The sequence below is a fragment of the Arthrobacter sp. Soil736 genome (genome assembly GCF_001428005.1).
Taxonomy (GTDB): Bacteria; Actinomycetota; Actinomycetes; order Actinomycetales; family Micrococcaceae; genus Arthrobacter.
This window is the reverse complement of record NZ_LMSB01000066.1, coordinates 149,107-162,660: the sequence shown is the minus strand read 5'-3', so window position 1 is coordinate 162,660 and position 13,554 is coordinate 149,107. Positions and strand designations below refer to the sequence as shown.

Below are 13,554 nucleotides of genomic sequence, written 5' to 3'. Positions count from 1 at the left end.
CACAAAAGCCCCTCGTCATGGAGGGGCGGCCGCTCGGTAATCCGTATTTGTCCGGGATACCGGGCGGCTAGCTAAGCAGAAGGATCGCACGCATAGACCTACCTTAGCTCCTCCGGGGGAATCATGGTGAAACGAACACCGGACGCGGGCGCGAGCCAACCCATTGCCAAACGCCCTGCAGTGGGTCACCATTCAATACACAGTGTTTCGGGGGTTGGCAAAGGTCTCAGGGTTGAGGAGCCTGACGTGGACCTTTCGGCTGGTAATACGTTGCATCACGGCGCACGATCCAACGCCTTCGCGGCGCCACCCTTACACCCCCGGGGACTTCGGATCGCAGCCTTGGGGTCAGTCCTCATACTGTTTCTGGCGATGTTCACCGTGACGTCGGCCGCACCCGGGGCCGCGGCGCCCGCCCCGGATGAACATTGCGGAGCCGGATCCGCCATAAACTTCGACGCGTCGGACTTCCAGGCGTCGCCAAGAATCGACAACACCTGGTTTCCGCTGAAGCCCGGCATGCAATTCACCACGACCGGTACCGTGACGAGCACCGTCACCACGACCGGTACCGTGACGAGCACCGTCACCACGAAACGAACCGTGATCCACACGGTGACCGGACTGACCAAGGTGATAGACGGAGTCAAGACGCTGGTCATGTGGGACAGGGATTTCTCCGACGGCGAGCTCGTTGAATCCGAACTGGCCTTCTTCGCCCAGACCAGGAACGGAACGGTCTGGCTGTTCGGGGAGTATCCGGAGGAGTACGAGAACGGATCGTTCGTAGGGGCACCCAGCACGTTCATTCACGGGCTTGACAAGGCCCAGGCGGGAATTGCCATGCAGGCAAGTCCCCGCACCGGTACAGCGGACTACGTCCAGGCGTATGCGCCCAAGGTTGATTTCCTGGACTGCGGCGATGTCTTCCGGACCCATCAGCGGGTATGCGTTCCCACCGGCTGCTACAACGATGTGCTGGAGATTGACGAATACAACCCTCTTGAGCCGGACGCAGGCCACCAGCGCAAGTACTACTCGGCAGGCACGGGCCTCGTGAAGGTGACCGCCGTGGACGGTACCGAGCAGGAAGCCATGGACCTGGTCAAGATCAAGCGGCTCTCCAGCCCCGGACTCCGGGAAGTCAATGAACGGGCCCTGGAACTGGACCGGCACGCATACGAGGTGAGCCGCAACGTCTACGCCGAGACTGCTCCGGCAGAAATTGCAGCGCCGCGGTAGCTTCCGCGCCGAACGACTGCCCGGATCCGTGGCCGCTCACGGATCCGGGCTTATGCGCCTTCCTACCTCACGTCGTCGTCCACCCAGTCCATGGCCTTGGTGACGGCCTTCCTCCACAGCCGCATCTGGCGGTCCCGCTCTGCCGGGTCCATGGCCGGCACCCACCGCTTGTCCTCGGACCAGTTGGCGGACAGCTCGCCGAGGTCCTTCCAGAAGCCGACGGCGAGGCCTGCGGCGTAGGCGGCACCCAGGGCGGTGGTCTCCACCACCTTCGGGCGGATGACCGGGACGCCCAGGATGTCGGCCTGGAACTGCATGAGGGCATCGTTGGCGACCATTCCGCCGTCGACCTTCAACTCGGTGAGGGGAACACCTGAGTCAGCGTTGACCGCGTCCAGCACCTCGCGGGTCTGGAAGGCTGTGGCCTCCAGCGCGGCCCTGGCGATGTGGTTCTTGTTGACGAACCGCGTCAGGCCCACCATGGCGCCCCGGGCGTCCGAACGCCAGTACGGCGCGAAGAGCCCCGAGAACGCAGGAACGATGTATACGCCGCCGTTGTCCGCCACTGAAGCCGCGAGTGTCTCCACTTCCGGGGCGCTGCTGATCAGGCCGATGTTGTCGCGCAGCCACTGGATGAGCGAGCCGGTGACGGCGATCGACCCTTCCAGTGCGTAGTGCGGCGCCGCGTCCCCGAGCTTGTACCCAACGGTGGTCAGGAGGCCGTTCTTGGAGTGGACGATTTCCTCGCCGGTGTTGAAGATCAGGAAGCAGCCGGTGCCGTAGGTGTTCTTCGCTTCGCCTGTCTGGAACGCCGCCTGGCCGAAGGTGGCCGCCTGCTGGTCACCCAGGATGCCCGCCACGGGAACCTCCCGCAACAGCTGGGATGTGTGAACGGTGCCGTAGACCTCGGACGAGGACTTGATGGCCGGCATCATGGACAGGGGAACCCCAAAAATGCCAAGGATCTCCTCGTCCCACTGCAGCGAGTCAAGGTCCATGAACAGCGTGCGGGAGGCGTTGGTGACGTCGGTGACATGCACGCCGCCGTCGACGCCGCCTGTCAGGTTCCACAGCACCCAGCAGTCCGTGTTGCCGAAGACAAGGTTTCCGGCCTCGGCCTTTTCCCGGGCGCCTTCGACGTTGTCCAGGATCCACTTGATCTTGGTTCCGGAGAAATACGTGGCCAGCGGCAGCCCGACCTTCTGCTTGAAGCGGTCCGCGCCGCCGTCCTTGGCGAGTTCATCCACGATCGGCTGGGTACGGGTATCCTGCCAGACGATCGCGTTGTAGACGGGCTCCCCCGTGGTTTTGTCCCAGACCACCGTGGTTTCGCGCTGGTTGGTGATGCCGACGGCGGCAATGTCATGCCGGGTCAGGTTGGCCTTGGACAGGGCCGAGCCGATGACCTCGCGGGTGTTGTTCCAGATCTCGGCGGGGTCGTGCTCGACCCAGCCCGCTTGCGGGAAAATCTGCTCGTGCTCCATCTGACCCTGGGACACGATGCTGCCGCTCTGGTCGAAGACGATGGCGCGGGTGCTGGTGGTGCCCTGGTCGATGGCGATTACGTATTGGCTCATGATGACGTCCTTGTCGTGGTGCTTTCTAATCAGGAAATGTGCGTAAAACGGAAAAGCGTTGTGCAGCCGGAATCGTGAAGTGAACTTGGTGTCACGTGGCGGCGCTGAACACAATCGGGAGCAGACCGGCCAGGCCTGCCAGTGTCCCGCCGATCAGGGGGCCGACCACCGGAATCCAGGAGTAGCTCCAGTCGCTGGAGCCCTTGCCCTTAATGGGCAGGATGGCGTGGGCGATGCGTGGTCCGAGGTCACGGGCCGGGTTGATGGCGTAACCCGTGGGGCCGCCGAGGGATACGCCGATGCCGACCACCAGGAGGGCTACAGCCAGCGGGCCAAGCCCCGAGGGGGTCCCGCCGAAGGTGAGGATCACGAAGACCAGCACGAATGTGCCGATGATTTCGGTGATCAGGTTCCAGGGCCAGGACCGGATGGCCGGGACGGTGGAGAAGACGACCAGCTTGCTCGCCGCCGCGGGCTCGGCATCGAAGTGCTGCTTGTGCGCCAGCCATGTGAGCACGGCGCCCAGGAATGCGCCGAGGAGCTCCGCGCCGAAGTAAGTGAAGGTGGAGGCGACGTCCACGGGAACGCCGGGGGCATACTCCGCCTTGCGGTTCACGAGCAGGCCAAGGGTGACGGCCGGGTTCAGGTGGGCGCCGGAGTGGGCGGCAACGTACACGCCGGAGAAAACGGCGATACCCCATCCCCACGTGACCATCAGGAACCCGCCATTGTTGCCCTTTGTGCCCTTGAGCGCGACGTTGGCCACGACGCCGCAACCCAGGAGGGTCAGCATGCCGGTTCCGAATACTTCGGAAAGAAAAACCAATCCAAGAGACATCTTTGACTCCTTGTTTTCTGTTGTCAGTCCTTCGCGAGTTTGAAGGACGGTTGTGCCGCCAATGCTTTGGCCTTGACGGCGGCGGCCGGGACAGGTCCGCCACGGGACCCGTCCCTGCCCTTGCGCCCGGGCTGCCCTGCCCGGACACCAGGTCTTAGGCGACCAGGCTGCGGACCTCGACGCCGTGGTATCGCTTGAGCACCTCCTGCGCATGGTGGATCTCGGCGGCCTGGTCTGCCGCATCCCAGCCGAGCGGCGCCGCCAGGATGTCGGCCACCTCGTTGAGCAGCTCACCGGTGACCAGGCCGCGGAAGGCAAGGGAAGTGCGGCGGATCAGAACGTCTACCAGGTGGCCGACCTGCTCGTTGGCTGCCATGTATTCCAGCTCGCGGACGCTGAGTTCCCGGGTGGAGCGCAACAGGCTGTCAGGGCCGCCGTCGAGGTAGCCGATGACTTCGCCGGCACGGGTGCCGTAGCGGGTCAGGAGTCCTGCGACGCGGTCGGCGTCGCGGTCCGCGTTCATGTGCGCCTTGATCCACTTCTGGATTCCTGCCTCGCTGTCCGGGAAGCCGGCGCCGCCGCCGATGGCGAGTTTCGCCGTCGAGACTTTCCGTTCCATTGCCAGTTCGGCGAGCACGTCGTTGCTCAGGTGTTCGGCCAGGGCCCGGAACGTGGTCCACTTTCCGCCCACGAGGCTGAGGACGACGGCGCCGCTGCCGCCGGCTTCCGGCCCCCGCCGTTCGATGCGGTAGTCCCGGGAAACGAAGCCAGGCTGGGTGGCGTCATGCCTGGGCAGGGGCCGGACACCCGAGAACGTGTAGACGATCTGCTCCCGGTTGACGGTGATTTCGGGGAAGACGTGGCCGATGAGGTCGAAGAAGTAGTCGATTTCGGCCTCGGTGCAGACCGCGTCCTGGGACATGTCGGCGTCCACGTCCGTGGTTCCCACCAGCACACGGGCCCCCATGGGGTAGATCAGGACGATCCGGCCGTCGGTGTGTTCAAAGAAAATTTCGCGGCCGTTGCAGGCGGCCAGCAGGCCGGGGTGGTCGAGCACGATATGGGAGCCCTTGGTGCCGCCCATGAAGGACGTCGCGGCCCCCATGGCCTGGTTGGTGAGGTCCACCCACGCACCCGTGGTGTTGATGATGACATCCGCCGTGAAGTCAAAGACCTCGCCGGTCAGCTCATCGCGGAGCTCCACCGTGCTGGAACCGGCCTCGTTTGCTTTGATGGAGGCCAGCGAGAGGTAGTTGCTGGCGCGGGCGGTGCTCCCCGACTTCCCTGCACCGTTCCTCTCGCCGGCTTTCTCGCCGTCCTGGAGGACGTCGAGGGTGAGGCGCTCGGGGTTATGGACGGAGGCATCGAAGTATGTGGCCGCGTACTTGATGCCAGGGTGCAGCATAGGCAACTCCGCCAGCGCCCGCTTCCGTCCGCGGAACTGGTGGCGCGGGACGTTTCCGCCGTCACGGGAAAAGGAATCGTACAGGCTGAGGCCGAGCTTGATCAGGAAGGCCCCGCGTTCCTTGGGCTTGCCGTGCTGCTTGTGTGTCAGGAACCGCAGCGGCGCCGCGAGGACACCGGAGAAGGTGCTGAAGATCGGGATGGTGGTCTGCAGCGGTTTCACATAATGCGGGGCGATCCGCAGGAGCCGGTTGCGCTCCACGACGGATTCCCGGACAAGGCGGAACTCTCCGTTTTCGAGGTAGCGGATGCCCCCGTGAATCATGTGCGAGGACGCGCCGCTTGCGCCTTGGCAGTAGTCCCCGCGCTCCACCAGTGCAACGTCAACGCCCTGCAGCGCGAGGTCGCGGAACGTGCCGACGCCGTTGATGCCGCCCCCGACAACGAGGACGCGGGCGTCCGGCCGCTGCCGCAGGCTGGCCACCGAGGCGCGCTCGGACGAGCCCCGTACGCTGAAAATGAACGGATGGCCATATGAGTCTTTGAGTCCCAAATCTGCTCCTTTGGGTTTGGTCCGTGGGCTTTATTGCAGGCGGCGCGCCATGGGACGCGCCGCCATTCACCACTATTGTTCGAAGCAATGGAAAATGGAGTCAAGCACTATGCACAAACGTGCAGAACGGATGGAGCATGCCGCGCCCACGACATTCAGAGGCCCTCCGGGCGGCCCAGCTGTATTACCTGCAGGACCTCACCATGGACGCGATTGCGAGGGAGCTCAGGACGTCCCGGTCCACGGTTTCGAGGCTGCTTTCGACCGCCCGCGAAACGGGCCTGGTCCAGATCCAGATCCGCAGTCCGCTGGACACCGGCCCGGAACTGGAACGGATAATCCGGAGGCAGTACAAGGTGGATGTGCACGTCGTGCCCGTCCTGGACACCCTGAACGAGGCCGAAACACTGGACCGCGTGGCCATGCAGGCCGCGCGCACCATCGGTCCGCTGGTGGACTCGAACGCCATCATCGGCGTGGCTTGGGGTTCCACGCTCAGCGCCGTCAGCCGGCACCTGACCCGCAAGATCACGCACGACAGCGTGATCGTGCAGCTGAACGGGGCGGGCAACATGCAAACCACGGGCATCACCTACGCGAGCGACATCATGCGCCGCTTCGGCAGCGCCTACGGAGCCCGCGTGGAACAGTTCCCGGTTCCGGCCTTCTTTGACCATGCGGCGACGAAGACGGCCATGTGGAATGAACGGAGCGTTCAACGCATCCTGGACTTGCAGTCCCGCATGAGCATCGCCATCTTCGGCGTCGGCTCCGTGGATGCCGACTACCCCAGCCACGTTTACGCGGGCGGCTACCTCGACGAGGACGATCTGAACATCCTCGCGAGTTCCGACGTCGTGGGCGACGTGGCCACGGTGTTTTTCCGCGGCGACGGGTCCTCGGACGGCATCACACTGAACGAGCGGTCCACCGGCCCGTCCCTGGACCAGCTTCGCCAGGTGCGACGAAGGATCTGCGTGGTTTCCGGCGCGTCCAAAATCAACGGCCTTCGGGGCGCGCTGACCGCGGGTCTGGCCACGGATCTGATCCTGGACGAGGCGTCGGCCAGGCGCCTGGTCAGTTTCGACGGAGCGAACTGAGCTTCGGACGCGCTGAGGCGGCGGGGCCTCTCAAGCGCTGATCCCGCCGGACATCCGTTCAGTCCCTGCGTAATTGTGCGGGACCGGATTGCCGGGGCCTCGGGTCGTCATGGAGAGGGCAACCGGCTTGCACTAGGGATGCAGCGACGCGTCCGGTTGGGCGCGGGCAGGAATGTCATCCGGTTGCGACGAGTTCGACTTCGAAACCGTCTGAGTTAACAAGGTAGGCAGCGTAATGGCCTGCGCCACCTGCGTTTGGATACTTGTCGGCAAAAAGGTGCGTCCAGCCGTGCTCATCACCGCGGGCGGCCAGGGCAGCCCACCAAATCACGAGTCATCCACTGAGTCTTTCACGGCAGAGTTCGTCGTAAATCCATGGAATGCCCGGCCAGCGGGGCGGCGAATCAGCCGCCACTGCCCCTTGCGGTTCCACGCGTCCCTGCGCCGTATCGGTAGAGTCATAACCATGATTACCTCACCCCGGCTCAGCCTGAACAACGGCGTGCTGATCGACCAGTTGGGATTTGGGCTCTACAAGGTTCCACCGAAGGACGCTGCCAGGTTGGTGGCCACGGCCCTGGAAGCGGGTTACCGGCACTTCGATACGGCGGCAATGTACGGGAACGAATCCGGCGTGGCCCGCGGAATCGTTTCGCTGTACGGGGTGGAGGCTGCCCGGGGCGGATCGGGCGAGGCCGCACCGCCCACCTCGCGCGAAGACCTCTTCATCACTACCAAGGTCTGGAACGACGACCACGGCTACGACGCCACGCTCCGCGCCTTCGATACCTCCATGGTCAACCTTGGACTCGAGTACGTGGACATGTACCTGATCCACTGGCCGTGCGCCAAGCGCGGACTGTTCCAGGAGACGTACCGCGCGCTTGAGACGCTGTACCGCGAAGGAAAAGTGCGGGCGATCGGAGTATCAAACTTCCAGCCGCAGCACCTGGACCGGCTGCTGGAGAACGCCGAGGTGGTGCCTGCCGTCAACCAGATCGAGCTTCATCCCTGGCTGCAGCAGGCCGAACTCCGGGAAAAGCACCGGGGGCTGGGAATCCTGACGGAGGCATGGAGCCCGCTGGGCCGCGGGCAGGTCCTGGACGATCCCGTCATCGTCGCGCTCGCAGCCGAGCACCGGGTGACGGCGGCCCAGGTCATTCTGCGGTGGCAGCTGCAGCTGGGAAATATCGCCATTCCCAAGGCCAGCTCCGCGGACAGAATCAGGGAGAACCTCGATATTTTCCGCTTCGAACTCTCCGCCCTGGACATGGCAGACATCGCGGGCCTGGACCGCGGCTACCGCACCGGCTCCCACCCCGACAACGTCAACTAGGATCCACACAGCATGCAAACAGCAGACTCCGAGCCGTCCACAACGCCGTCTTTTTTCAGCGGCGACCTTGCAGCGAGAACCAAGGCCTCCGACGTCGACCTCGGGGGCACCACTGTGGCGTACTGGACCTACGAACCCGTACGGACAACGCCGGAGACGCGCACCATCCTGGTCATCCACGGCTTCCGCGGCGATCACCACGGGCTGCTGCGGGTCGCGGACCAGCTGCCCGAAATGCGGCTGATCATGCCTGACCTTCCCGGCTTCGGCAGCTCCGAGGCCTTTGCCGACGACGGCCACAGCGTCCGCCGCTACGGTCAGTTCATCAGCGACTTCATGGAAGCCCTGGACCTTGGTCCGGACACCGTGCTGCTGGGGCACTCCTTCGGCTCCATCGTGGCGGCCCACTTCGTCGCCCGCCACCCGCGGGCCGTCCGCCCGCTGATCCTGATAAACCCCATTGCAGCGCCCGCCCTGGAAGGACCCAAGGGCGCCATGACCCGGCTGGCCGTGCTGTACTACCGGCTCTCGGCCCGGCTCCCCCGGGGTTTGGGCCTGCTCCTGCTGCGCAGCCGGCTCATTGTCAGGGTCATGAGCGTGGCCATGGCCAAGACAAAGGACAAGGAGCTACTGACCTTCATTCACGGGCAACACGATGCCTATTTCAGCGCGTTCGCCAACCGCGTGAGCCTGCTGGAATCCTTCACGGCATCAGTCAGCAGCAACGTGGCCGAGGTGGCCGAGGAGCTCACCCTTCCCGTGCTGCTGATCGCCGGTGAAAAGGATGAAATCGCCCTGCTGAAGGACCAGCACAAGCTCGCGGCCCGGCTCCCGGACAGCACACTGGACGTGATTCCCGGCGTCGGGCATCTGATCCACTACGAAACACCGGAGCCCGCCGCCGCTTTCATCCGACGCTTCCTGAAGGATCATCCCGCGTGAAAATTCTCATCGACGCCCGCTTCACCCGGACAGACCACCATGACGGCATCAGCCGCTACGGCGCGAGCCTCATCGCCGCGGCCTCGAAAATCGCCGACGTCTCCATGCTCATCAGCGACCCCCGTCAGCTGGCCCTCCTGCCGGATGTGCCCTACACGCTGATCAACAGTCCGCTCTCCCCCGCGGAGCTGTTCGTGGCGCGGAAGGTCAATGAACTGGGCGCCGACGTGGTGGTGTGCCCCATGCAGACCATGGGCACGTGGGGGCGGAAGTACGGCCTGGTGCTGACGCTGCACGATCTGATCTACTACGAGCACCCGGAGCCGCCGGGCTTCCTGCCGGCTCCGGTCCGCATCCTGTGGCGGCTCTACCACAAGGCGTTCTGGCCCCAACGGCTCCTGCTCAACCGCGCGGACGTCGTGGCCACCATCAGCCGGACCACGGAGGCGCTGATGGCCAAGTACCGGCTGACCAACCGTCCTGTCCGCATTGTCAGCAACGCCCCGCAGCCCGCGCAGCTCCCCCGAGACCCCGCAGCGGGGGCCGAAAAAAACCTGCTCTACATGGGTTCGTTCATGCCGTACAAGAACGTGGAGACCATGCTTGCCGGCATGGCCGAGCTGTCCGGCTACACGCTGCACCTGCTCAGCCGGATCACGCCGCAGCGCCGCACCGAACTCGAGGCTTTGATTCCCGAAGGCGCCAACGTCGTCTTCCATAACGGCGTCACCGACGACGAATACACGGCACTGCTCAAGCGCACCACGGCGCTGGTCAGCCTGTCGAAGGCCGAAGGCTACGGCCTTCCCCTCGTGGAGGCCATGGCGCTGGGCACTCCGGTCATCGCCAGCGACATTCCGATTTTCCGTGAGGTGGGCGCCGACGTCGCCACGTACGTGGACCCGGAGTCGGCGGACGCCTTTGCCGCGGCGGTCAGCGGCCTCGGCGACGGCCGCCACTGGCAGGAAGTGTCTCGGCGCTCCGTGGAACGCGCCAACGAGTTCAGCTGGGACGAGTCCGCCCGGCAGCTGGTTGACGTCGCGGCGGAAGTCATGGCACTCCGCGCCGGCTAGGCCTGCCTAGAGGACGTCCACGCCGTCGAGCCGCAGCTGCACCGGGTCCTCGCTGCGTTTCGCCGCACTAGCGGCCTTCGCGGCCCTGAGGAGCCTGGTCACGGCGCCGGCCTGGCCGTACGGAATGAACAAGAGCGTGCGAACGTCCTCCGCCCCGGCCCTCGCCGTTGCGGCCCCGGCGCCCTGCCCCGGCGCGGCCGCAGGCAAGTGTGTGGCAGGGAACAGCGGAGCAGGACCGGCGATGCGCAGTTCCACGCCCTCCCCCGCGAGAAGCTTGGTGACCGACGCAGTGAAATGACCGACGGCGGTGCGGCCCCCGGTCACGGAAGCCACCCTTACCGCGGGCGGAAGCTGCAGTTCGGTGCGCAGTGCCAGCTCGCGCTCCGCATACCCGGCCGGGTCCCACCGCAGCAGCGCGCCCACAGCGGCGGTGTCGTCGGCGGTGATCACCACGATGCCGCCTTCCCTTGCCGGGCGCACGAGGGCCGCGGCATTGAACCACCGCCGCACGGCATCCTCCCCCGCCCGCAGGTTTTCGCGGCGCAGCAGCGAATCGCCGTCGAGAAGCAGGGCGGCCGCGTAGCCGCCGGTGGCGACGGGCTCGGCACCTACGGTGGCCACGATGAGTGCCCCGGTGTCCGGGACGGTGGCTTTGACGTGGTCCCCGGAGGAAGTGACGACCGCCTTGCCCGGGAACGCCCTGCCCAGTTCTTCGGCCGTGCGCAGAACCCCCGTGGCACCACGGCGCAGCCGCGCGCCGCTGCAATGGCTGCAGCGCCAGGCAGGCGCCGGCGTCGAACACCACCGGCACTGCGGCACCGCGGAACTCCCGGAAGCACCGGCAATGGCCAACGGCCCCTGGCAGGACTGGCAGCGGGCGGGCTCACGGCACGTCTCGCAGGCCAGCGACGGAGCATACCCGGAGCGGGCCACCTGAACCAGCACCGGTCCGCGTTCCAGTCCTTCCTTGGCCGTGCGCCACGCAGCGCCGGGCAGGCGTGCCATCCTGGCCAGGGGGTCGCGTTCCATTTCAAAGCTGTCGGCCGTGTTGAGCACGCGGGGAACGGTCCGGCGGACCACAGTGCGCTCAGCCTCCACGGGCATGGCCCAGCCTGCATCCACGAGTCGCTGCAGTTCGGTGCTGCGGGTGTGCCCCGCCAGCAGGCATGCGGCGCCTTCCTGCTCCGCCCGGAGCAGGAGCACCTCCCGGGAGTGGGCGTACGGGGAGCGCTGCTCCACATGGAGATCGTCGCCGTCGTCCCAGCACACCGCGAGGCCGAGGTTCCGGACCGGCGCGTAGGCCGCCGAGCGGGTGCCGACCGCCACGCCGGCAGTGCCGTTGAGGACCCTAAGGTAGCTGCGGTATCTGGGCGTCTGGCCGTCGTCTGCCGTGAGACGGGCAATGTCCCCGGCGGGAAGTACCTCCTCCAGTGCGGCCTGCACCCTGTCCAGGTCACGGTAGTCAGGGACCACGACCACCGCGCCGCGGCCGGATCGCCGAACGGCCGCGACCGCCCCGGCAAGGAGACGGGGCCAGCTGTCCGGGCCGAAGCCCTGCAGGGCGCTCAGGACCGCACGGGGCGAGCCCCCGGCGCTCAGGTGACGGAGAAACGCGGAGCCGTTCCGGTAATCTGACCACCCGGCACCGGCACCGGCACCCGGCACGGAGTCGGCCGCCGTCGGCGGCACCGTATCCTCGGCCGCAATCTCCTTCTCCACCTTGACCACCCTGGGCGGTACGGCCACCCGGAGCACATCACTGACCGTGCCTGCATAACGGGCGGCAACACGGTTGGCAAGCTCGCGAAGTTCGGGCGTGAGGACAGCGACAGGCGAGATGACCTTATGCAGCGGCACCAGGACATGGCCGGCGTCGGACTCCTCGGCCCGCTCCAGGATGTAGCCGTTCAGTTCCTGGCCGCTGAACTTCACCTTGACCCGGACCCCGGGCTGCGCTGTTTCATCGAGTTCGGCGGGCACGCTGTAATCGAACGGCCGGTCCAGGTGCGGCAGGGACGATTCGATAAGCACGCGGGCCACCGGGCGGACGCTGGCCAGCGGCGGCCCGGCAGCGGTCCTGGCACTGGCAGGAAACCCCTGCAGCAAGGAAAGCTGCAGGGGTTGGTCCGGCATGCCGGCAGAAGTCATAGCGTCCGTCATAGCGCCTACCTCCGTCCTGAATTAACCACCAGCCAAGCACAGGGGTCTGACATTCCCGGCTGCTGACGCCTTCGGGCAACGGCTTAGGCGTTGAAGTACGCCTTAAGGTCCTCCACGCGGTCCAGGCGCTCCCAGGTGAAGTCCGGATCGTCCCGGCCGAAGTGGCCGTGGGCGGCCGTCTTGGCGTAGATGGGGCGCTTGAGGTCCAGCGCATCGATGATGGCGCGGGGCCGGAGATCAAAGATGTCAGCGATCGCGGCACTGATCTTGGCAGGATCCACGGTCTCGGTTCCGAACGTTTCCACGTACGTGCCCACAGGGCGGGCCTGGCCGATGGCGTAGGCAATCTGGATCTCGGCCCGCTTGGCCAGTCCGGCCGCCACCACGTTCTTGGCAACCCAGCGCATGGCGTACGCCGCGGAGCGGTCCACCTTGGACGGGTCCTTGCCGGAGAAGGCGCCGCCGCCGTGGCGTGCCATGCCGCCGTAGGTGTCGACAATGATCTTGCGGCCGGTGAGCCCGGCGTCGCCGACCGGTCCGCCGATCACAAACGCCCCTGCGGGGTTGAGAATGTTGGCAGTGCGGGAGATATCGAGGTTTGAGAGGGCAAGCACGGGGTCGATCACATGCGAGGCGAGGTCGGCCCGGAGCTGGTCGAGGCTGAAACCCTCGGCGTGCTGGCTGGAGATCACGATGGTCTCGACCGAAACCGGCCGGTCGCCGTCGTACCCGATGGTGGCCTGGGTCTTTCCGTCCGGACGCAGGTACGACAGTTCGCCGCTCTTGCGCACTTCGGTGAGCCGCTCGGACAGCCGGTGGGCGATCCAGATCGGGACGGGCATATAGGACGGCGTCTCATCGCTGGCATAGCCGAACATGAGGCCCTGGTCCCCGGCGCCCTGGAGATCGTAGTCGTCCACCTGGCGGCCTTCGCGGGCTTCCAGCGAATTGAAGACTCCGCCGGCGATGTCGTTCGACTGCTGGCCGATGGATACGGACACGCCGCAGCGGGCGCCGTCGAAGCCGTTGGCCGACGAGTCGTAGCCGATGCCCAGGATGGTTTCGCGGACGATCTGCGGGATCTCGACGTAGGCGTCCGTGGTGACCTCGCCGGCAACATGTACCAGGCCGGTGGTGGCCATGGTCTCCACGGCGACGCGGGACTCCGGGTCCTTGGCGAGAAGGGCGTCCAGGATCGCGTCACTGATCTGGTCACAGATCTTGTCCGGGTGGCCTTCGGTCACCGATTCAGACGTGAAAAGCCGGAGCCGGGACGGTACGGACCCGTGGGATTCTGGAATGTGCAGCGGTAAAGTCACTCAACTACCT

At 65.9% G+C, this 13,554-nt stretch carries 10 protein-coding genes; 5 read left to right on the top strand and 5 right to left on the bottom strand.

The window, feature by feature from the left end; genetic code table 11:
- Positions 1-342: 342 nt before the first annotated feature.
- Complete coding sequence (locus ASG92_RS25370) at positions 343-1,242, top strand: hypothetical protein (protein WP_240987302.1); 900 nt, start codon at positions 343-345, stop codon at positions 1,240-1,242.
- A gap of 62 nt (positions 1,243-1,304) precedes the next feature.
- Here the strand turns inward: ASG92_RS25370 and glpK are convergent, their stop codons facing one another.
- From glpK to ASG92_RS25355, 3 genes are all read right to left on the bottom strand, one after another.
- Positions 1,305-2,819, bottom strand: a complete 1,515-nt coding sequence (glpK, locus tag ASG92_RS25365) for a glycerol kinase GlpK (protein WP_056635297.1) — start codon at positions 2,817-2,819, stop codon at positions 1,305-1,307.
- A gap of 91 nt (positions 2,820-2,910) precedes the next feature.
- Positions 2,911-3,657, bottom strand: coding sequence for an MIP/aquaporin family protein (locus ASG92_RS25360; protein WP_056635294.1), 747 nt, complete (start codon positions 3,655-3,657; stop codon positions 2,911-2,913).
- 154 nt (positions 3,658-3,811) lie between these two features.
- Positions 3,812-5,614: a glycerol-3-phosphate dehydrogenase/oxidase gene (locus ASG92_RS25355; protein ID WP_082579734.1), complete on the bottom strand. Its 1,803-nt coding sequence runs from the start codon at positions 5,612-5,614 to the stop codon at positions 3,812-3,814.
- A 137-nt stretch (positions 5,615-5,751) separates the two neighbouring features.
- Between ASG92_RS25355 and ASG92_RS25350 the strand changes: the two genes are divergently transcribed.
- From ASG92_RS25350 to ASG92_RS25335, 4 genes are all read left to right on the top strand, one after another.
- The gene (locus ASG92_RS25350) at positions 5,752-6,714 is read left to right on the top strand and encodes a sugar-binding domain-containing protein (protein WP_056635291.1); all 963 of its coding nucleotides are present in this window, start codon (positions 5,752-5,754) and stop codon (positions 6,712-6,714) included.
- Positions 6,715-7,180: 466 nt separating this feature from the next.
- Positions 7,181-8,050, top strand: coding sequence for an aldo/keto reductase (locus ASG92_RS25345; RefSeq protein WP_056635287.1), 870 nt, complete (start codon positions 7,181-7,183; stop codon positions 8,048-8,050).
- A gap of 12 nt (positions 8,051-8,062) precedes the next feature.
- The gene (locus ASG92_RS25340) at positions 8,063-8,992 is read left to right on the top strand and encodes an alpha/beta hydrolase (RefSeq protein WP_056635284.1); all 930 of its coding nucleotides are present in this window, start codon (positions 8,063-8,065) and stop codon (positions 8,990-8,992) included.
- Positions 8,989-10,065, top strand: a complete 1,077-nt coding sequence (locus tag ASG92_RS25335; RefSeq protein ID WP_056635281.1) for a glycosyltransferase family 1 protein — start codon at positions 8,989-8,991, stop codon at positions 10,063-10,065. Before ASG92_RS25340 ends, ASG92_RS25335 begins: the two co-directional genes overlap by 4 nt.
- Positions 10,066-10,071: 6 nt before the next feature.
- Here ASG92_RS25335 and ASG92_RS25330 read toward each other — a convergent pair whose 3' ends face one another.
- Both ASG92_RS25330 and metK read right to left on the bottom strand, forming a co-directional pair.
- Entirely contained in the window at positions 10,072-12,225 is a 2,154-nt protein-coding gene (locus ASG92_RS25330; protein WP_240987301.1) for a primosomal protein N', read from the bottom strand.
- Positions 12,226-12,308: 83 nt separating this feature from the next.
- The gene (gene metK / locus ASG92_RS25325) at positions 12,309-13,544 is read right to left on the bottom strand and encodes a methionine adenosyltransferase (protein WP_056635278.1); all 1,236 of its coding nucleotides are present in this window, start codon (positions 13,542-13,544) and stop codon (positions 12,309-12,311) included.
- Between the last annotated feature and the right edge of the window lie 10 nt (positions 13,545-13,554).